The organism is Roseburia sp. AF42-8 (assembly GCF_003435965.1).
Classification (GTDB): Bacteria; Bacillota; Clostridia; order Lachnospirales; family Lachnospiraceae; genus Roseburia_C; species Roseburia_C amylophila.
In genome coordinates, this window is record NZ_QTVB01000033.1 from 1 (window position 1) to 20,355 (window position 20,355).

General features: G+C 42.2%; 22 protein-coding genes, 2 tRNA genes and 1 riboswitch. Of the genes, 4 read left to right on the forward strand and 20 right to left on the reverse strand.

Features of this window, described 5'->3' with window-relative positions:
- Positions 1-367: 367 nt before the first annotated feature.
- From DW059_RS11820 to DW059_RS11880, 13 genes are all read right to left on the reverse strand, one after another.
- Positions 368-457 (reverse strand) — tRNA-Ser (locus DW059_RS11820).
- A 29-nt stretch (positions 458-486) separates the two neighbouring features.
- A tRNA-Ser gene (locus tag DW059_RS11825) sits at positions 487-572 on the reverse strand.
- A gap of 134 nt (positions 573-706) precedes the next feature.
- Positions 707-1,420 (reverse strand): 2-C-methyl-D-erythritol 4-phosphate cytidylyltransferase, encoded by a 714-nt coding sequence (gene ispD / locus DW059_RS11830; protein ID WP_117698926.1) that lies wholly within the window; start codon positions 1,418-1,420, stop codon positions 707-709.
- The gene (gene tsaD, locus DW059_RS11835; RefSeq protein WP_022243534.1) at positions 1,420-2,451 is read right to left on the reverse strand and encodes a tRNA (adenosine(37)-N6)-threonylcarbamoyltransferase complex transferase subunit TsaD; all 1,032 of its coding nucleotides are present in this window, start codon (positions 2,449-2,451) and stop codon (positions 1,420-1,422) included. The genes ispD and tsaD overlap by 1 nt, the downstream gene beginning before the upstream one ends.
- Positions 2,438-3,034, reverse strand: a complete 597-nt coding sequence (locus DW059_RS11840) for a DUF6715 family protein (protein ID WP_117698927.1) — start codon at positions 3,032-3,034, stop codon at positions 2,438-2,440. Before DW059_RS11840 ends, tsaD begins: the two co-directional genes overlap by 14 nt.
- Positions 3,035-3,036: 2 nt before the next feature.
- Positions 3,037-3,948 (reverse strand): ribonuclease Z, encoded by a 912-nt coding sequence (locus DW059_RS11845; protein WP_117698928.1) that lies wholly within the window; start codon positions 3,946-3,948, stop codon positions 3,037-3,039.
- A 17-nt stretch (positions 3,949-3,965) separates the two neighbouring features.
- Entirely contained in the window at positions 3,966-4,160 is a 195-nt protein-coding gene (locus DW059_RS11850) for a hypothetical protein (RefSeq protein ID WP_117698929.1), read from the reverse strand.
- A 72-nt stretch (positions 4,161-4,232) separates the two neighbouring features.
- Positions 4,233-4,667: a ribosomal protein S18-alanine N-acetyltransferase gene (gene rimI / locus DW059_RS11855; RefSeq protein ID WP_117698930.1), complete on the reverse strand. Its 435-nt coding sequence runs from the start codon at positions 4,665-4,667 to the stop codon at positions 4,233-4,235.
- Complete coding sequence (tsaB, locus tag DW059_RS11860; protein ID WP_022243539.1) at positions 4,654-5,361, reverse strand: tRNA (adenosine(37)-N6)-threonylcarbamoyltransferase complex dimerization subunit type 1 TsaB; 708 nt, start codon at positions 5,359-5,361, stop codon at positions 4,654-4,656. The genes rimI and tsaB overlap by 14 nt, the downstream gene beginning before the upstream one ends.
- A complete protein-coding gene (gene tsaE, locus DW059_RS11865) occupies positions 5,358-5,789 on the reverse strand; it encodes a tRNA (adenosine(37)-N6)-threonylcarbamoyltransferase complex ATPase subunit type 1 TsaE (RefSeq protein WP_022243540.1) in 432 nt (143 codons plus the stop codon). The genes tsaB and tsaE overlap by 4 nt, the downstream gene beginning before the upstream one ends.
- A gap of 12 nt (positions 5,790-5,801) precedes the next feature.
- Complete coding sequence (locus DW059_RS11870) at positions 5,802-6,305, reverse strand: YcxB family protein (protein ID WP_117698931.1); 504 nt, start codon at positions 6,303-6,305, stop codon at positions 5,802-5,804.
- 98 nt (positions 6,306-6,403) lie between these two features.
- Positions 6,404-7,048: an ECF transporter S component gene (locus tag DW059_RS11875; RefSeq protein WP_022243542.1), complete on the reverse strand. Its 645-nt coding sequence runs from the start codon at positions 7,046-7,048 to the stop codon at positions 6,404-6,406.
- 119 nt (positions 7,049-7,167) lie between these two features.
- Positions 7,168-7,316: riboswitch (FMN riboswitch) on the reverse strand.
- A gap of 76 nt (positions 7,317-7,392) precedes the next feature.
- Entirely contained in the window at positions 7,393-9,534 is a 2,142-nt protein-coding gene (locus tag DW059_RS11880) for a Tex family protein (protein ID WP_117698932.1), read from the reverse strand.
- Positions 9,535-9,676: 142 nt separating this feature from the next.
- Here DW059_RS11880 and DW059_RS11885 point away from each other — a divergent pair, with 142 nt between their 5' ends.
- The gene (locus tag DW059_RS11885; protein WP_022243544.1) at positions 9,677-10,099 is read left to right on the forward strand and encodes a DUF4190 domain-containing protein; all 423 of its coding nucleotides are present in this window, start codon (positions 9,677-9,679) and stop codon (positions 10,097-10,099) included.
- 65 nt (positions 10,100-10,164) lie between these two features.
- Here the strand turns inward: DW059_RS11885 and DW059_RS11890 are convergent, their stop codons facing one another.
- Both DW059_RS11890 and DW059_RS11895 read right to left on the reverse strand, forming a co-directional pair.
- The gene (locus tag DW059_RS11890; RefSeq protein ID WP_117698933.1) at positions 10,165-10,986 is read right to left on the reverse strand and encodes a DUF975 family protein; all 822 of its coding nucleotides are present in this window, start codon (positions 10,984-10,986) and stop codon (positions 10,165-10,167) included.
- 19 nt (positions 10,987-11,005) lie between these two features.
- Positions 11,006-11,476 carry a hypothetical protein gene (locus tag DW059_RS11895; protein WP_242986237.1) on the reverse strand — a complete coding sequence of 157 codons (471 nt, stop codon included), beginning with the start codon at positions 11,474-11,476 and terminating at the stop codon, positions 11,006-11,008.
- 154 nt (positions 11,477-11,630) lie between these two features.
- Between DW059_RS11895 and DW059_RS11900 the strand changes: the two genes are divergently transcribed.
- Positions 11,631-12,083, forward strand: a complete 453-nt coding sequence (locus DW059_RS11900; RefSeq protein ID WP_117698934.1) for a DUF2752 domain-containing protein — start codon at positions 11,631-11,633, stop codon at positions 12,081-12,083.
- 305 nt (positions 12,084-12,388) lie between these two features.
- A complete protein-coding gene (typA, locus tag DW059_RS11905) occupies positions 12,389-14,218 on the forward strand; it encodes a translational GTPase TypA (protein ID WP_117698935.1) in 1,830 nt (609 codons plus the stop codon).
- 110 nt (positions 14,219-14,328) lie between these two features.
- On the opposite strand, the gene DW059_RS11910 is transcribed toward typA, so the two are convergent.
- Both DW059_RS11910 and DW059_RS11915 read right to left on the reverse strand, forming a co-directional pair.
- Positions 14,329-15,234 (reverse strand): RsiV family protein, encoded by a 906-nt coding sequence (locus DW059_RS11910; protein WP_117698936.1) that lies wholly within the window; start codon positions 15,232-15,234, stop codon positions 14,329-14,331.
- Positions 15,231-15,716 (reverse strand): sigma-70 family RNA polymerase sigma factor, encoded by a 486-nt coding sequence (locus DW059_RS11915; RefSeq protein ID WP_117698937.1) that lies wholly within the window; start codon positions 15,714-15,716, stop codon positions 15,231-15,233. Before DW059_RS11915 ends, DW059_RS11910 begins: the two co-directional genes overlap by 4 nt.
- Positions 15,717-15,976: 260 nt before the next feature.
- On the opposite strand from DW059_RS11915, the gene asnB reads away from it, so the two are divergent.
- Positions 15,977-17,830, forward strand: a complete 1,854-nt coding sequence (asnB, locus tag DW059_RS11920) for an asparagine synthase (glutamine-hydrolyzing) (RefSeq protein WP_117698938.1) — start codon at positions 15,977-15,979, stop codon at positions 17,828-17,830.
- On the opposite strand, the gene DW059_RS11925 is transcribed toward asnB, so the two are convergent.
- From DW059_RS11925 to DW059_RS11935, 3 genes are all read right to left on the reverse strand, one after another.
- Positions 17,821-18,423, reverse strand: a complete 603-nt coding sequence (locus tag DW059_RS11925) for a dipicolinate synthase subunit B (protein ID WP_022242673.1) — start codon at positions 18,421-18,423, stop codon at positions 17,821-17,823. The two genes, asnB and DW059_RS11925, sit on opposite strands and share 10 nt — an antisense overlap.
- Positions 18,410-19,213 carry a hypothetical protein gene (locus DW059_RS11930; protein ID WP_158552119.1) on the reverse strand — a complete coding sequence of 268 codons (804 nt, stop codon included), beginning with the start codon at positions 19,211-19,213 and terminating at the stop codon, positions 18,410-18,412. The genes DW059_RS11925 and DW059_RS11930 overlap by 14 nt, the downstream gene beginning before the upstream one ends.
- A gap of 138 nt (positions 19,214-19,351) precedes the next feature.
- Complete coding sequence (locus tag DW059_RS11935) at positions 19,352-20,191, reverse strand: DegV family protein (RefSeq protein WP_117698940.1); 840 nt, start codon at positions 20,189-20,191, stop codon at positions 19,352-19,354.
- Positions 20,192-20,355: the final 164 nt, after the last annotated feature.

Genomic DNA, 20,355 nt, shown 5'->3' on the forward strand with positions numbered 1-20,355 from the left:
GTTCATCCTGAGCCAGGATCAAACTCTCATGTTATAGTGTTTGTCCTTTCAGAAATCTAGCTTGGCTAAATATCCTAAAGTTTACTGTTTTAGGTCGCATTCTTCTATTAAATAGAGATGCTGTCCTGAATGATTTTGTAATCTTTTGATTACGTTTTTCTCAAAATCTTTCAAGGTTATTTCACTGTTCAGTTATCAAGGTTCTTGACCAGTTCTGTGAGCTCTTTTGCTTTGCTCTCACCGGTCAGCTTGTTTATATTATCACAGGACTCTTTCTTTGTCAACAACTTTTTTTACTTTTTTTGACTTATTTTTTACAGTCGTAAAATCCATTGTCGAACGTCCGCATAATCATCTCACAAGCGAGCGGAGAAGGAGGGATTTGAACCCTCGCGCCGCTGTTAACGACCTGCACCCTTTCCAGGGGTGTCCCTTCGGCCAGCTTGGGTACTTCTCCGAATCAGTTTCCAATTATTAAGTTGGAAGCGGAGAGAGTGGGATTCGAACCCACGCGCCCTTGCGGACAAACGGTTTTCAAGACCGCCTCGTTATGACCACTTCGATATCTCTCCATATTGATACGCTTCAAATCAGCGCAAAAATGATTCTATCATCAAATAGATAGCATGTCAACAATTATTTTCATTTTTTCAAAATTTCAAAATATATCCATTTGATTTCCCACTGATGCCGGATGGTTTATTTTCTATGAACATACACCTTTACCAGGATTTCCTGCATTCAGCATAAACTCCGCCATTTCCAAATCTTCCGGTGTTGTAATCTTAAAGTTGCGATAGCTACCATCTATTACATATACCGGAACTTTTCCATACGCCTCCACTACCATTGCATCATCTGTAACATCTTCTCTTCCATCCGCTATCATCTTCTGATAAGAATCATAAATCAGGGAATAGGAAAATGCCTGCGGTGTCTGTACCGTATAAAGGTTTTTTCTTGGTGGGGTATCCTCTACTTTTCCATTTTCATCTACCTTTTTTATGGTATCCTTCACCGGCACAGCTGCAATACATGCATGTTTTTTCTGCACTTCATCCATTGTATGTCGGATGACTTCCTGCCCTATAAACGGGCGTGCCCCATCATGAATCAGTACATAATCCGTATGTTCACACGCACTTAAGCCCTGAAAAACAGAGTGGTAACGTTCCTTACCACCCTTTACTATCTTCGTTACTTTATGCAATTTATATTTTTCTACAATTTCTTTCCGGCAGTATTCCTCTTCTCCTTCACCGGTTACCAGTACGATTTCATCTACCGGGCTTTCTTCAAATGCCTTAAGGGTATAATAAATCACCGGCCTCCCACAAAGAAGCAGATACTGCTTATGGACAGAGCTTCCCATGCGGCTTCCTTTTCCCGCAGAAAGCACGATTGCTGTATACTTTGCCATTAACGTTCTCCTAATTTTAAGTTTGGTACTGCATTCAAATCAAGTCCGGAACGGATTCCCGCCCGGTAATCATAATATGCTGCTGCACCTATCATTGCTGCATTATCGGTACAGAGAATCGGCGACGGATGATAAAATGCCACATTTCTCTTCCGGCACTCTTCTTCCATTGCTCCTCTTAAGGTTCCATTAGAAGCCACTCCTCCCGCAATAGCAAATTTATCAATCTGATATTTTTCAATGGCATGCATGGCATTTCCCACCAGCACATCAATAACCGCTTTCTGGAAAGATGCTGCAATATCTGCCTGCACAATCTCAATACCTTTCATTTTACAGCTGTTCAGATGGTTTAAAACAGCAGACTTTAAACCACTGAAGCTGAAGTCATACTCCCCATCTGCAATCTTCGGTCTTGGGAATTCCACAGCATGAGGATTTCCTTCATGTGCTACTTTTTCAATCTTTGGTCCACCCGGATAGCCTAATCCGATTGCTCTCGCCACTTTATCAAAGGCTTCACCTGCTGCATCATCCCTGGTTCTTCCAAGTATCTCATATTTTCCATAATCCAGTACTTTTACCAGATGTGTATGACCGCCGGATACCACAAGACATAAAAATGGTGGCTCTAACTCTTTATTTTCAATATAATTTGCGCTGATGTGTCCCTCAATATGATGCACACCTACCAGTGGAATATTTCTTGCATAACTGATTGCTTTCGCTTCTGCCACACCAACCAGGAGGGCACCCACTAATCCCGGTCCATAAGTTACACCGATTGCGTCTATATCTGCCCAGTCTGCCTGCGCTTCCTGCATCGCTTCTGTTATTACCTGATTAATTTTCTCAATATGTTTACGGGATGCAATTTCCGGAACCACACCTCCATATAAGGTATGTAATGCAATCTGGGATGAAATGATATTCGATCTTACATCCCTTCCATTTACTACAACTGCTGCCGCAGTCTCATCGCAGGAACTTTCTATTGCAAGAATTGCAATATCTCCTTTATTTTTCTGCATCACCATTGTCTCCTTCCAGTGCCACAAATCCTAATATTTTCCAGTCCCCATTCTCATCCTTACGCAGCACATATTCCTGGTTAGCCCGGTTATATGCCTTGGTAGAGCGAAGGAAATAAGATGCCGTCACATAGGCACAATCACTTCCCTCTACTTTCTTATAAGCCACTTCATCTGTATCGCAGACAGATGCTGTTGCTATAATCTTACTTTCTGCTTTATAAGCCGCAATGTCATTCTGCATCTGGGTTGAAAATGTATCCTGCGGATTGTTTTCCAATAACTCTTCATCCATCAGTGCACGCATCTTCTCCAACAGCTTCTGGTACTGCTCATCATCATAAGTTTCATTATAAAGGCAGAGCAGAATCCTATTATAATATTTGATTACAGCACGAGGTGACGCCGGATAATCCTTCTCTAAATTTTTACTTAAAACAGAGGTTATCTCATCTGTTTCTCCTGTTGTTTCCACACTTCTTGGTGAGCGGTTTGTCAGATAATAATAAAATCCGACCACAATTCCAATGCAAATCACACCTATAATAACTGTCTTAATTATGCCTGCTGTACGTTTCTTCATGTTTACGCCTCCTCAAAATCCAGTGTAACACTCTTTCCATCTTTGCCTAAATATGCATTCGGATATATCTTCCTTACAGCATCCATATAGTCTTCGCCCCTTACAAGGGACGGGCTGAAGTGGGTAAGCCACATTTCTTTCACCCCGGCATCCTTGGCAAGATGTGCTGCTTCATAAAAAGTCATATGTTTATATTGTTTCGCTTTTGCAAGTTTCTCTTTTTCTGCATACATACCTTCACAGATAAATAAATCGGAATCTTTGGCATTTTTTGCAATGCTCTCCGTCGGGCGGGTATCAGTACAATATGTCAGCTTGATGCCTTTTCTTGGCGGGCCTAATACCATTTCCGGCAGATAGGTCTTGTCCTCTTCTTCAATAATTTCACCTTTTTGCAGGCGGCTCCAGTATTTCTGCGGTATCTGCCGTTCTAATGCATGTTCCACTGAAAATCTTCCAGCCCTTGAAATCTCCAAGGTATAGCCGTAGCAGGTAACATTATGGTTCACCCGGAAAGCATGGATCGTATATCCCTTTAATTCTATAGTCTCTTCCGGTTCCGTCAGTTCTATAAATTTAATCTCAAAAGGCAGTTCCGGTGCAATCACACGCAGTGCATTTACCACACGTTCCAGCCCCTTTGGTCCAATCATCGTCAGCGGCTCCGTTCGTTCCGCATTTCCCATGGTAAGAAGAATTCCAGGCAGTCCGCTGATATGGTCCGCATGGTAATGTGTAAAGCACATAATATCCACCGGCTTGAAGCTCCAGCCTTTTTCTTTTACTGCAATCTGGGTGCCTTCGCCACAGTCAACCATCAGACTGCTGCCATTATATCTTGTCATCAGTGAAGTCAGCCAGCGATATGGCAATGGCATCATTCCACCGGTTCCTAATAAACAGACATCTAACATTCTATTTCCTCAGCTCTCTATACAATTTCTGTTACTTCTTCCATTAAAGGCGGTATCACAAACTGTTTTGTCCATTCATCAAAGCAGGACTCGCATACACGCAGTTTGCTTTTCACACCATCCTTCGTAGAAAAATAATTCCATTCTTTTTCTATATAAATATAATCCTGTTTTCGTTCTTCGATTTCTTTTCCACAACAATTGCAAACCATTTCGCATCCTCCGTCTCTTATCTTGTGGTTCTCTTTCATTATAGAACCATTCCAATAAATTTGCAGCGGAAATTACTGGACCCTGCTCATGATATATGCATCCTCTGAGGGCTTTTCATAAAAATTCTTTCGAGTTCCAAGTACAGAGAATCCAAGTTTCTGATACAGGCGAATGGCAGGCTCATTGGATACCCTTACCTCTAAAACATACCGGCTAATACCATGTTTTCTACCCTGCTGCATTAGTTCTGTTACCAGTTGTTCCCCATAACCTCTGTTTCTGCAGGCCTCACTTACTGCCACATTGGTAATCTCGCCTTCATCTAATGCCATATACATTCCACAATATCCTAAGATGGAACCCGCTTCTTCTGCCACCAGAAAAATCACATGGTTCATGGCAAGAGCATCGCGAAATCCCTGCCCACTCCATGGCTGCGAAAAGACTTTTGCCTCTATGGCCGCTACATCAAAAACATCTGCCTCTGACATTCTACGAATTTCCATGCTGTTCCATCCTCTCGCGTTCTGCCTGGGAAAGGCGCAGATATTCCGGTTTGTGTTCTTCTGCAGATTCTAATTTACCTGCTTTGTAATATTCTTCTCCTAAAGCTGCAACAGCTGCTGCACGCTGCTTATTCACATGTGCCGGTGCAAAGGAATATGGCACTTTACAGTTTTCTTCTATATAAGTGGTAAATACAGGGACACCATCTCCCAAAAATACAACCGGAGCATTGTTTTCATTTATCTTTGCTACAATCTCATCAATTCCCACAACGCACTGTGGGCACAATACCTGCATTTTTTCGTCTTCAAACTGATATAAACCGGTATAGGTCTGGTTTCTTCTGGCATCCATTAATGGACAGATAATATCTCTATGCCCATAGAGGTTGTATGCCAATGCATCCACGGTCGGTACGGAAATCAGCGGCTTATCCAGTGCAAGTCCCAATCCTTTTGCTGTTGCAGAGCCAATCCGAAGTCCGGTAAATGAGCCCGGGCCCGCTGCAATTGCAATGGCATCTAATGTATCCAAATCCAGTTCTATCATCTTCGCAAGTTCATCTAACATTGGCAGCAAGGTCTGTGAATGTGTTTTCTTATAATTTACAGTAAATTCTCCCAACAGCACATCATCTTCTACTACTGCTACGCTGGCTACCAGTCCGGAGCTGTCCAATCCCAATATTTTCATCGTTCCACCTCTTCTATTGTTATCCTGCGATAATCAAATCCTTTTTCCAAATCTTTCTCTATTGTTATCTGCCGGTAATGATCCGGTAAAATTTCTTCAATCAGATTTGCCCATTCTATCATGGTCAGACCATTTCCATAAAAATAGTCCTCATAGCCGATTTCATCCATTTCCTCAATATCCGCAATCCGGTATACATCAAAATGATAAAATGGCATTCTTCCTTCTTCATACTCTTGCACAATAGTAAAAGTCGGACTGCAGATAGGTTCTGTTATCTCCAAACCCTTGGCTATTCCCTGGGTAAAAACGGTTTTTCCTACTCCCAAATCTCCGATTAATGTATACACTTCTCCCGGCTTTGCTTCCCGTCCAATCTGTTCGCCTAACTTTTCTGTTTCTTCTGCCGAAAATGTTTCATATACCATATACTTTTCTTCCTATCTCTTCTTCATACAATTCTGGTGCTTCTTCAAATTCTTATCTGCCAGTTTCTTCAACGCTGCATACTGTCCGCCTACAATTTCCATCGGCAGGATATATGCATTTACGCGGCTGCTGTAAATCAGAACATTATGCTTTGTTGACACCATTTTATAAATCTGTTTCCACTCCAGCAGGGCATTTTCTTCTCCCAGAGATACATGGACACCTTCATCATCCAACATATAATGCAGCGTACTTTTCAGTGCCTCTGACATGGAAATCTGTCTTGCCGCCCGCATTTTCAAGGTTAATGGAAAATAAAAAAGAAAGACAATGCCAAATATGATGTAAAGCACCGTATACATGGTATCTACCTTTCCATAGGTTCCCACTGCGGCTACAAATCCAAGCACCGCTGCCAAGATGGAAAAGATTCCGGTAAAACTGGTATATATATGATACATATTAAACCGGTACATATCGTTCGCTGTTATTTTTACATCAAATTCAATTGGCATTGTCTTTCCTCCTGCTTACTTTTCTGATTGAAGTATAGCATTATTTTCGGGAATAGACAAACTCTTTATCAATTTTGTGTCGGGCAAAAAAGGGACGTCTAATTCTTACGGCTGTTGGTTCCTTTGATGATTGGTGAAATATGTTTATAAATCAAAAATGTAATTCCAACACTAATCATACCTTTTAAGAAGGTGAATGGCATATTAAATACTACCAGACACTCCAATAAATTATCCATATGTCCGCCTACTGCAGAAGCGATTGCATTGTAAGCACCAATAATGGCATCTTCCGGCATAAATGCTGTATAGAACGGATATACCAGGAAATAGTTTGATACCACACTGAATACTGCCATGAAAAGTGCTCCTGCTAAAGAACCGATTAATGCACCTTTGCGGTTCTTCTTAAATTTGTAAATCAGTCCTGCCGGAAGCACGAACGCTACTCCAAGAATGAAATTGGACAGTTCTCCAACACCACTTGTGGTTGTAATAGTCAGATGAATCAGATTTTTAATCAGGCAGATTACAATTCCGCTGACCGGTCCCATGGAAAATGCTCCAATCAATGCCGGAAGTTCTGAAATATCCAGTTTGATGAAGTTTGGCATAAACGGAACTGCAAAATCAAGGAACATCAGGATGAACGCAATGGCCGAAAGCATTGCTGTCATCGTCAGATATCTTGCATTTACACCTGTTTTTACGTTGCTGTTTGTTGTTACACTGTTTGTACTCATTTCTTTTACTCCTTTTTTCTTTACTTTTAGCTCTTGCAAGGGATGTCCGGAGTATTGGTGTACCATAAAAGCCCCGGATAAAACTATCCGGGGCACGCAAAATAATCACCTTAATGGTCACTTATCTTCTCCCATCCAGACTATACTGTCGGTTTTGGATTTTCACCAAATCAACTGCAATACTGCAGTTCACGGACTAATGTGTCATGCACAATCACCGTCGGTCGGGAATCTATGCTTCGCATATCACCCTGCCCCGAAGACTTCCTATTCAATTACTATGGGTCTATTGTAGAGCTTCACTTTTTCCTTGTCAATACCCAATTTTATCTGTTACCTTTTATTTACAGTTTCATAGTAAGCTGGATTCTCTGTTTCTTAAGGTCTACGCTCATTACTTTTACTTCTACAATATCTCCCACACTGACCACTTCCAGCGGATGTTTGATATAGCGTTCGCTCATCTGGGAAATGTGTACCAGTCCATCCTGATGTACTCCGATGTCCACAAAGGCACCGAAGTCAATGACATTACGGACGGTTCCTTTTAATACCATTCCCGGGGTCAAATCCTTCATTTCCAGTACGTCACTCCGCAGAATCGGCTTTGGCATATCTTCCCTCGGATCTCTTGCCGGCTTTTCCAGTTCCTTTACAATATCCCGTAAAGTAAGTTCTCCTACTTCCAATTCTGCTGCCAGTTTCTTATAATCTGAAATCTTCTTTGAAATCCCGGTTAATCCGCCACCAGTTATCTCTTCTTCTGAATATCCTAATTTTTCCAAAAGCTTTCTGGTTGCTTCATAACTTTCCGGATGCACGCCGGTTGCATCCAACGGATTCTTTCCACCGGTAATACGAAGAAAACCGGCACACTGTTCATATGCCTTCGGTCCTAATTTTGCCACTTTCAAAAGCTGGCTTCTGGATGCAAATTTTCCATTTTCTTCCCGGTATGCCACAATATTTTTCGCAATCACTTTGCTGATACCGGAAATGTATTCCAACAGGGATACAGATGCGGTGTTTAAATCTACACCAACTTTATTTACGCAGTCTTCTACCACGCCGCCTAAGGCTTCACTTAATTTTTTCTGGTTCATGTCATGCTGATACTGACCAACCCCGATGGATTTCGGATCAATTTTAACCAGCTCTGCCAGCGGATCCTGCAACCGTCTTGCCATGGAAGTGGCACTTCTTTGTCCCACATCAAAGTTTGGGAATTCCTCTGTTGCAAGTTTACTTGCAGAATATACGGAAGCACCTGCTTCATTTACAATAATATACTGTACTTTTACCGGAATCTCTTTTAATAAATCTACAATAATCTGCTCCGACTCACGGGATGCTGTTCCATTTCCAAGAGAAATCAGTGTAATATGATACTTGGAAATCAGTTTCTTTAATACTACTTTTGCTTCCTCTACCTTATTCTGTGGCGCTGTCGGGTAAATGACTGTCGTATCCAATACTTTTCCGGTCGGATCTACCACTGCAAGCTTACATCCGGTACGGAATGCCGGATCCCAGCCAAGCACAACCTGTCCTGCAATTGGCGGCTGCATCAGAAGCTGCTCTAAGTTTTTTCCGAAAACTTTGATTGCTCCGTCTTCTGCCTTTTCCGTAAGGTCACTTCGAATCTCACGCTCGATTGCCGGTGCAATCAGACGCTTATAGCTGTCTTCGATTACTTCTTCCAAAACAGGTCTGGTTATGGCATTATCTTTGGTTATTACCTTTTTCTGTAAATACGGAATAATCTGTTCTTCCGGCACTTCTACTTTTACTGTCAGTATTTTCTCTGCCTCTCCACGATTCAATGCCAGCGTACGATGTCCTGCCATTTTTGCAATCGGCTCATCAAAATCATAATACATTTCATAAACAGATTCTGTTTCCGGATCTTTGGCAGCAGATACAATCCGACCATGTTTTACGGTAAGGTCACGGATGCGGATACGATAATCTGCTTCATCGGAAATATGCTCTGCAATAATATCCTTAGCACCTTCTAACGCTTCCTCTGCAGTATGAACTTCTTTTTCTTCGTTGATATATTTTGCTGCTTCTTCTAAGATTGGAGTCTTAAGCATCTGAAGACTGATTACATTTGCCAGCGGCTCTAAGCCCTTCTCTTTGGCGATGGTTGCTCTGGTTCTGCGCTTCGGTCGGTATGGACGGTACAAATCATCTACGACTACCAGTGTCTGTGCTTCTTCTATCTGTTTCCGCAGTTCGTCCGTCAGCTTGCCCTGTTCTTCAATGCTGGCAATGACCTGTTCTTTCTTCTCTTCCAAGTTTCTAAGATAAGTCAGCCGGTCAAATAAGTTACGTAATATTTCATCATTTAATGCGCCGGTTGCTTCTTTTCGATACCGGGCAATAAAAGGAATGGTATTTCCTTCATCAATTAACTGAATTGCTGCCTGTGCCTGATTTTTTCTGATTCCAAGTTCTTCGGCAATTTTTGCTGTTATGTCCATCTTGTATTTCCTTTCCTGTTGATGCGTTTGCGCTCATTATAGCACATCAGGCATTTCTGCAAAAGGGAAGATTTTGGCTTTTATTGTTTTTTCCGGCAGAAAATGGTATACTGGATTTATTCACGATTTGAGGAGGTTTTTTATGGATTTTCAACAGCAGCCAAACGGCTATCAACCAAATCCCAATTATTCATATAATATGAACCAGGCACCACAACGTAATTACATGGACAAACGTTCCACCGGACTTGCCACCGCATCCATTGCTCTTGGCATTGTCTCCATTGTAACTTTCTGCTGCCTGTATGCAGCACTGCCTTGTGGGGCACTTGCCATTATTTTAGGACTTCTTTCCCGTGGCGGCGAGATGACTTTTTCCACCACCGGCAAAATCGGTATCGTCCTTGGAATTATCGGTCTTGTACTTACTATTGCACTTTATACTTTCGTCATTGTCATGATGTTTACCAACGCCGATTTCATCAACCAGATGTCCAATGGAAATACCGCTGATTATAACGAACTGATGCGGCAGTTTAATGAAATGAATCAAATGTACCAGTAAATATATGCAAAAGAAAAATGCCAGGAAACCAATTCTGATTTCCCGGCATTTTTCTTTTCTTATTTTTATACCGAAGCACTCCACGTACTGTACTGCGGATTCTGCTGTTTTGTTCCGTATGGGTCTGTCTGGTTTTCTGTCCGGTCTAATTCTCCTGTAATGTCACGATAGAATGTCACCTGTGTCTGCGTATAGTATGGTCCAATCCACAGGAAGCCAATTCCAAATGAAAGGAGGCCAAGGAAAGACCAGCCAAGGAAGCTTAACATGATATAGAAGTATCTTCCCTTGTTGCCCTGCATCAGTGCTTTACTTTCCCTCATTGCCTGCCGGATTCCCTTGGTATTATCCTCAAGCAATATCAAAAACAGCATGGAATATTTTAAGGAAAGAATAAATGCGATCACTTCTCCTCCAATTCCAAGTACACACATAGCTACTACATAGCCAATAAAAATCCCCTCTGTGATTTTCATGCTGCCGGAAATGGCAGTTACATACATTCCAACAGAGACTGCGATTGCCGGAAGCATCGGAATTAATACCACAACCATAAATAAAAGATATGCCAGAATGTATTTATCCGGATGATGATTGAATCCATAGAACATATCGGTAAACTTATATGGCTGCTTTCTTCCCATTCGCAGGGCAATCTGGAGAATTCCTATATTTAAAACAACCCCCAGCAATGCCAGTACAAATGCTGCCACATAATAAATTGCCCACTCCATTTTTCCGGAATACGGTGTCAAATTCCAGGAAAAGAACATGGTCGGCAAAGTTACGATTAACTGCGATACTACCATGGCTCCCATTGGCAATCCATAATGTCCGGTAAGATTTTCTCTTGCAATACGTTTTATTTCTGCTGATTTTCTTTTCATCTATCTCAAGCTCCTGTTTTTATTTTCTTGTGTCGATTCTGGCTCCGGTCAGATCTGCCGCATCCTGGCTCTTCCGCTCCTGCTGATAAGGATTTGTTTCATTCGGATACTTAATGGTGGTATTGGTCTCTCCGCCTGCCACATATACTCTTCCGCACTCCGGGCATACGCCGGTACGAAGTGTTACGCTTGCAGATACCACCTGACCATTTCCTTCTGCTGCTTTGGCATAAGCATTGGAAACATGTTCTGCCTCATGGGCTGCCACACGGATTCCCGCCGCCTCCGGAGAGATGTGGGAAGCTGATTTAAAAGAAACATTCTCGTTGGAACCATCCTGATATTTCCGGTTCTTACAGGTCTGGCATTCGCCTTTGCTGCCCTCTGCCACCCCGGTACTCTTCGCATCTGCGTCAGTTCCGACCCCATATGTATGATTGTACCCGGTATCATATCCTATATCTTTCGGATTCCATCCATCAATCTGCATAAACCACTCCTCCTTCCAAAGTCTGAAAAAAGTGCCTCTTTTTATTATACACATATCTTGGGTGAAACACAATAACTTTGACTTTCCCTTATGACAATTGTATACTACCAACAGATTCTATATTTTGTTTGAATACTGATTTGCGAGGGTTTATATGGAAAAGAAAAAAACGTCCACTGCTATGGACAACGGATTATATATCACCGGCTGGTGCATCATAGGCACACTTCTTCTGCTGGTGCTTTTTATAAAAGCAACAAATATCCAGCTTTCAAAATATCTTTTCCCCTGTGTGCTTCACAGCCTGACCGGACTTTACTGTCCTGGCTGCGGTGGCACCAGAGCCGTAGCTTTTTTACTGCATGGGGATTTCCTGCACTCACTGGTTTATCATCCCTTTGTGCCATATGCCTTTGTGCTCTGCACCTGGTTTATGATTTCCCAGACCATTGAACGGCTCTCTAAGGGAAGGCTTCGTATTGGCATGCATTTCCGGGAAGCATTTCTTTGGATTGCACTGGCTATTATTATTATAAATTTCATTGTGAAAAATGCAGCTCTTCTATTCTTTCAGATTGATTTTATGCCGCTGACGCATATATCATAATATATCATATATCGAAACCTATAAGGAGCTGCCACCAGCAGCTTTTTCAAACGCTTAACGAGAAAAAGAATGTGCCTTGGCACATTCTCGCGCCTGCGGCGGTCGCTTGCGACATCTACCTTATACGCCGCAGTGCGCATCCTCGCGGAGCGTTTTTACTTTACAGGAAAGCAATTTCCTGTAAAGAAAGAAATACTTGCGTATTTTTCAATATGTGGTAGAATAAGAACGCCGGTCATTTACAGACAGGCATTATATATAAGAAGAAACTGAATTTTATGCACTGATAGAAGGAAGGATTTTATATGAAAACAACAAGAGACGATATTAGAAACATAGCTATCATCGCCCACGTTGACCACGGTAAAACTACTCTGGTCGACGAGCTGTTGAAACAGAGTGGTGTATTCCGTGCCAATCAGGAAGTCCAGGAACGTGTCATGGATTCCAACGATATTGAGCGTGAACGTGGTATTACCATTCTTTCTAAGAATACCGCTGTATTCTACAAAGATGTAAAAATTAATATCATTGATACTCCTGGCCACGCCGACTTCGGTGGTGAGGTTGAGCGAGTTCTGAAAATGGTAAACGGTGTTATTCTTGTAGTAGATGCATTTGAAGGTGCTATGCCACAGACCAAATTCGTTCTTATGAAAGCACTGGAACTGAATCTGCCGGTTATCGTATGTATCAATAAAATTGACCGTCCGGAAGCAAGACCAGAAGAAGTTATTGATGAAGTATTAGAGCTTTTCATGGATTTAGACGCTTCTGAAGAACAGTTAGACTGCCCCTTCATCTTCGCTTCTGCAAGAGATGGTTACGCCATGAGAGATTTAAACGATGAGCGCAAGGATATGACTCCTTTATTCGAAACCATTATCGACTACATCCCGGCTCCTACCGGTGACCCGGATGCAAACACCCAGGTTCTTATCAGTACCATTGATTATAATGAATACGTTGGACGAATCGGTGTTGGTAAAGTAGACAACGGTGTCTTAAAGGTAAACCAAGATGCTATCGTTGTAAACCACCACGAGCCTGATAAACAGAAAAAAGTCAAAATCAGCAAATTATACGAATTTGATGGTCTGAATAAAGTAGAAGTAAAGGAAGCAAAAATCGGTTCCATCGTTGCTATTTCCGGTATTGCAGACATCCATATCGGTGATACCATCTGTGCAACAGACAACCCGGTTGCCATTCCTTTCCAAAAGATTTCCGAGCCTACGCTTTCCATGAATTTCATGGTCAACGACAGCCCGCTTGCAGGACAGGAAGGTAAATTCATTACTTCCCGTCACTTAAGAGACAGACTGTTCCGTGAGTTAAATACCGATGTCAGCCTTCGTGTAGAAGAAACCGACAGTGCAGACTGCTTCAAGGTTTCCGGACGTGGTGAGTTACATCTTTCCGTATTAATCGAAAATATGCGTCGTGAAGGTTATGAATTTGCAGTCAGCAAGGCTGAAGTTCTTTACCACACTGATGAAAACGGCAAGAAATTAGAGCCTATGGAATTAGCTTATGTTGACGTTCCGGATGAATTCACCGGTACTGTTATTGATAAATTAAGCCAGCGTAAAGGTGAAATGGTTGATATGCGTCCAATCAGCGGCGGCTATACCCGTATGGAATTTAACATTCCATCCCGTGGTCTTATCGGTTACCGTGGAGACTTCTTAACCGACACCAAAGGAAATGGTATCATCAATACCATTTTCAATGGCTATGCTCCATACAAGGGAGATATTGCTTATCGTAAACTTGGTTCCCTGATTGCTTTCGAATCCGGCGAATCCGTAACTTACGGTCTGTTCTCCGCTCAGGAGCGTGGTACTCTCTTCATCGGAGCCGGTGTAAAGGTTTACTCCGGTATGGTTATCGGTTCTTCCTCTAAACCGGAAGACATTGAATTAAACGTATGTAAGAAGAAACACTTAACCAATACACGTTCTTCTTCCGCAGACGAAGCGCTGACCCTTGTTCCACCAAAGATACTTTCCTTAGAGCAGGCATTAGACTTTATCGATGTTGACGAGCTCTTAGAGGTTACTCCGGAATCCTTACGTATCCGTAAACGTATTCTTGACCCGACCTTAAGAAAGAGAGCTAACTTCAAAAAATAAAAGTATCTCATGATATAGCATAAGAACTCCCCCGGATATTGAAATTTCTTCCAATATCCGGGGGAGTTTTCGATTACTATAAATGCCTAGTACGCACCATCTTTGTCATATTATTGCAGATATCCGTCCTTTATAATATCAGAAACCACACTGGTCGGAATCGTAAATTCTACAATTCCCATATAACCCGGTGCTACTTCATATTTATCAAAAACAATGGTCAGCTCTCCTTCTTTGTTGACATAGAAATTTACATCATTCTTAATTCCATCAAAGCTGTAGCCATCTACATCCTTGTCTAAGAAGTATTGCAGGTTACTGTCTTTTTCCATATTTTCCTTCATCTGCTTTTCTATTTCCTCTGAAATCCGGTCCAGATAATCGGAATCCTTCTGAAATAAATCATTTAATGTAATGGTATTTCCGGTTTTCTTATCTATATTATAGATTTTCGTATACTGGTTCGATCCTGCCATTACAATGGAAGTATCAATTCTTAAAGCAAACAGCCGGTCGTTATCTGTCACTACCTGATAAGACGAATTCACTGCCTCATTACCATTCTCACCATCTTCAATGGAAGCTACATCAGACTGATAAGACTTAATAATACCACCGGCATACTTTTTCACTTCCTGATTCAGCTCGTCCGTCTCATCCGATAATACTTCCCCATCCTGATTTGTCACTGCCACCTGGGGAATGTCTACATTTGCTTCCATATTCTTATCATCCTGTACATCAGAATATGTAGAAAAGTTCACTACCTTTACAATTGTGCCAAGTAATGGAACCTCTTCCATGGCATGGGCTATTGTCGGGCTTACATTTACCGAAATCACCAGTGCAACCATAGCTGCCGCTACCGTTGCTGCTCCTTTTAAAAAGCGGATACTGCCTTTCGTGGTATCCCTCTTTCCTTTTCTGATTCCGGCTTCCACCTGCGTTTTCAATGCTTCCGGGACTTCTATCTGCTCATATTCCTGCTTCATCCTGTCTATTTTCTCATGGTTCATGCTATTTCCTCCCTGGACATCTTTATCTTTAATTTCTTTAAGCTGCGATACAGGATTGATTTTACGGTGTTTGGATTTTCTTTCAGAAGATCTGCAATATCATCTATTTTCCATTCTTCAAAATATTTTAATATCACAATGGTTCTTTCCCGTTCTTCTAATTCTTCCAACGCTGCTAGCATATCCCAGTCTTTGTATACATCTTCTTTTGCTTCTTCCGGGATAAATACTCCACTTACGATACGCTTCTGTTTCTTGCACATATCCAGTGACGTATTTATAACAATCCGCCAGAGCCAGGTCTTAATATAGGTTTCTTCCTTCACCTGACCGGCATTTTTCATTGCCTTATATGCACTTTCCTGCACTACATCCATTGCGTCCTGTTCGTTCTTTACATAGGTAATTGCCAGCCGGTAAAGCTGTTCATAGGATGCAAGGATTTCCTGCTCCACCGCTTTTGCGATTCCTCTTTTCTTCATTCCTGTTTCCTCTTCTCTTTCCGAAAACCTGCATATGCAAAGAAAGCCTTTCAACCTTTGCTTTCTGTAAATTAGACGTTCCAGCCGGAAAAATAGTTTCATCTTTTTTATTATAACCCACACAACTTACTGCCGGCAACTCCTTACCTGTGCTTTGCACCCAGAAAATGCTTCCTCTCTTTCACAAATCTCTCTTCTTTTTTGTACTTTTTATTCAGGGAAATGCATAGATTACTACAAAAAATGAATTGAGAATTGCTATGTGCGGTATTTCCGGTTTTTGTAATTTACATACTGATTTTTTAGAAAGGGAGCCTTATTATCGTAACATTCTATCTGATATGAGTGACGCACTTTATCACCGCGGGCCGGACTCCCATGGTATTTATTTAACCTCTCATACAGGGTTTTCCCACACCCGGCTTGCCATTATTGATCCTCATGGTGGACTTCAGCCTATGACCAGACATTATTGTGACGCAGACTTCACCATCGTCTATAATGGAGAACTTTATAATACGAAAGAACTCCGTGAGGAACTGGTTTCCCATGGCATGACCTTTCGTACTCATTCCGATACAGAAGTCATTTTAAATGGATTTCTTTTTGAAGGACCGTCCTTTGTCCGGAAAATGAATGGTATTTTCGCTTTTGCCATTTATGATGAGGCTCATCAGCTTCTCTATCTCTTCCGGGATGCCTTTGGTGTAAAGCCGCTCTTTTACCGGCTTTTTCATGATACACTTATCTTTTCTTCCGAGCCGAAGGGAATCTTCTGTTATCCCGGCTGCATCCCTTCGGTAAATAAAACAGGACTCTCCGAAATCTTTGGTCTTGGTCCTGCCAGGAACCCCGGCAACGCAGTTTATGAACATATGGCAGAATGTCTGCCGGGACATTACCTCACTTTCAGTGCTTCCGGGCTGAAAGATTACTGTTACTTCCGATTAGAAAGCCATCCACATACAGACAGCTATGAAGAAACCGTTGCCCACACAAAAGAGCTGCTGTTACAGTCCATCCGCCGGCAGATGGTTTCCGATGTTCCTATCTGCACCTTTCTTTCCGGCGGGTTGGATTCCAGTCTGGTCTCCTCGGTCTGTGCAGAAGAATTAAGGAAAGAAGGGCAGACTCTTTCTACCTATTCCTTTGACTTTACGGATAATTCCCGTTACTTTAAGGCAAATGATTTTCAGCCCTCCGAAGACCGTCCCTTTGTGGATATTATGAAAAACTATCTTAAGAGTGAGCATCAATATCTGACCTGTGACAACCGCTCCCAGGCTGACTTACTCTTTGCTTCCATGAAAGCCCATGACCTTCCATGTATGGCTGACGTTGACTCATCCCTGCTCTTCTTCTGCCGGGAAGTCAGTAAGCAGCATAAGGTAGTCCTGACCGGAGAATGTGCCGATGAAGTTTTCGGCGGCTATCCGTGGTTTCACCGGAAGAATTTTCTTTCCTGCAACACGTTCCCATGGACACCGGATTTGTCTTTCCGCAAGTCCTTCTTAAAAGACGAAATTGCAGATGCACTGTCCTTAGATTCCTATGTGCAAAGTTCTTATGAAAATGCCATTGCAGAGGTCGATATTCTGCCATCGGACAATGATACGGAATGCAGCCGCCGGCGTATTTCCTATCTTAACATCCGCTACTTTATGCAGACTCTGCTAAACCGCATGGACCGCACCAGTATGTTCTCCGGTCTGGAAGCCCGCGTTCCTTTTGCAGATAAAAACCTGATTTCTTATGTCTTTAATGTGCCATGGGAAATGAAAGCCAAGGATGGTCTTGTGAAAAACCTTTTGCGGCAGTGTGCGAAAGACTATCTTCCGGACACCATTACTTTCCGCAAGAAAAGTCCTTATCCTAAGACTTACCATCCTTACTATGAACAGCTCCTGCGGCAGCGTCTGAGTGCACTGCTGACCACCGGGGAAAGTCCCCTTCTTGCACTGATTGATAAAGAAAAGACTATGCAATTCTTAAATCAGGAAGGAGACTATGGCAAACCATGGTATGGCCAGCTTATGGCAGGTCCTCAGATGATTGCTTATCTCCTGCAGATTCATTACTGGCTCAGTGAATATAAGATTGACCTTCATTTATAATCTACCGGCATTGGAGACAGCACCACCGGCTGCAGCTGTTTTTCTTTCATGGCTGCAGCAATAGTCTCCTCTAACCGGCAAAAATCCGCCACCAGAGAATGGGGTTTCTTCTGATAATCATCCTGCCGGAAAGGCACAAAATAGATATGCTTCATATTCATCAGCAGTCCGATATTTCTAAGATTCATGGACAAAGCATCATTGGTAGAAATTGCCAGCACCAACGGCTTTTCATTTCTAAGATGCGCTTTGGCTGCCATAAGCACTGTGGTATCTACAATGCCCTGCTGCAGCTTTGCCATGGTATTTCCGGTACATGGTGCAATTGCCATCACATCAAAAAGTCCTGACGGACCGATGGTTTCTGCCTGCACGATACTTTGAATTCCCCTTTCTCCTGTAATCTCCTGCATTCTGTTTTGAAATACTTCCGCTGTCATAAATCTGGTATCCAAAGTTCCTGCATGTCTGGAGTATACCGGAATAACTTTTATTCCTTTTTGCACCAGTGCTTCTGTCGTCCGGAGTATCTTCCCAAAAGTACAGAAAGAGCCGGTAATTCCAAGTCCTAATGTAAGCTTATACTCTTCCATAATCTGCTGCTCCTCTTTCTATCATCCGTGCAAGAATGATTCCTGCACTTTCTGTCAGTATTCTTCCAGGAACGGCAGTAAGATGTTCCACATGAATACCTTTTTCTTCTAACTCCTCTGCCGGAAGTCCGCCACCAGTTGTAATATCCCATAGATATGTTTTCTCATCGCACCATTTTAAGACTGTGTCTATTGGGCATGGTTTATCTGCCATATGAAAAATCCACTCAAAGTTCTGCTCCTCTGCATTCTCCTGCCACAAGCTACACCCCATTTCCATTGCCACCCGCTGGCAATCTTCCTTTATATCATAAACAGTTACTTCCGCTTCCAAAGATAAAAGCAGCTTTGCCATGGCTCTTCCACAATAACCAAAACCTGCCACCAGACAGTTTCTTCCTTTCACGCAGCACCTGCTCTTTGTCATTGCTTCTACAAGGCAGCCTTCTGCTGTCAGTCCGGCATTCTCATTTCTAAAGACTTCATCTTCCATATAATCAACCAGCCGTATCCGCCGCCCTGATGGTCTTCGTGTCAGAACCTCCGGGAAACAACCTCCATAAATAACACTTCTCTCCGCTGCATAGGATAATACCATTCCTATTTTTACCCTGCTTCCTCTGATTCTGCCATCCTCCTCCAGTGCCCGCAACGGTAATACAATAATCTGACTCTGCATCAGTCGCCGGATATTCTGCTCCGTTATTTCTATGATTCCAATTCCTGATTCCGTCAGACAACGTTTCAATGCCGGTGTTCTTTCATCTGCTCCAATGATTGCGATTTGCATTTCATCCCTCCTTGCCTTGCAATCGTCTGTTATTACTATATGCGGATGCTCCATTTTGTTACCGACAGCAAAAGAAAACAGAACCGGTTTGCACCGATTCTGTTTTCCTTTATCTGTTTTCTTTTTATCTGCTATTTTTTAAACTGCTACAATAACACCGCCATTATTGGCATACATGGTGCTGACTCCTGCAGTATCTACAATTCTGATATCTTTAAATTTTGCCAGCTTTTCCAATTTTTCTTTTACCTGTTTTGCACGTTCCGGACAATTGCAATGTGCGATGGATAAAATCTTCTTTTCACGCTCTTTCGTTCTCTTTACAATTTCATTAACCATATAGTCCAATGCCTTTGCCATTCCTCTTGCCTGTCCCAGCTGACAGATTGTACCCTCGGGCGTGGCCCCCATTACCGGCTTGATATTTAATGCCCCGGCAACCCAGGCTTTCAGGTTACTGAGTCTGCCGTTTTTACGCAGAGTCTCTAAAGTCTCTAATACAAAGAAGGTCTGCTGGTCTTTAATATATTTTTCTGTCTCAGCAACCACTTCTTCAAAGCTCTTTCCGGCTTCCTCTGATTCCTGTATCTTTTCTGCAATCAGAGTCTCTCCAATGGATGCGGAACAGGAATCAAATACATGAATCTGTTTTGCCATATGTTCTTCTAAATAAAGCTTCTTTGCCAGCTCTGCACTGTTATAAGAACCGCTTAATTTACCGGAAAGTGTTACTACATATACATGCTCTGCTTCTCCTAAATATGCTTCCACATATCTCTGTGGAGATGGGCAGGATGACTTCGGGCTATGCCTGCTTTCCTTTACCCTGCGAATAAACTCCAGTTGATCAAAGGATTCATCATCCACCACATGGTATCCATCTACCTCAAGCTCTAACGGAACAGACTGGAATCTTCCATCTGCTTTCATATCATCAAATAACTCTCCACAGCTGTCTACTATGATTTTGTAGCTCATTTTCTATCCTCCTGATTGCGTAGTCATCTCTCTTATAGTATGTACGCAATGTTTAAAATTATATGTTATGTTTTTCTTTGTAATAACAAGTAGTTTTCATTACTATGTCATATTATCATAAATATTACGTTTTGAAAAGAGGATATTTAAATTTTTATAATATT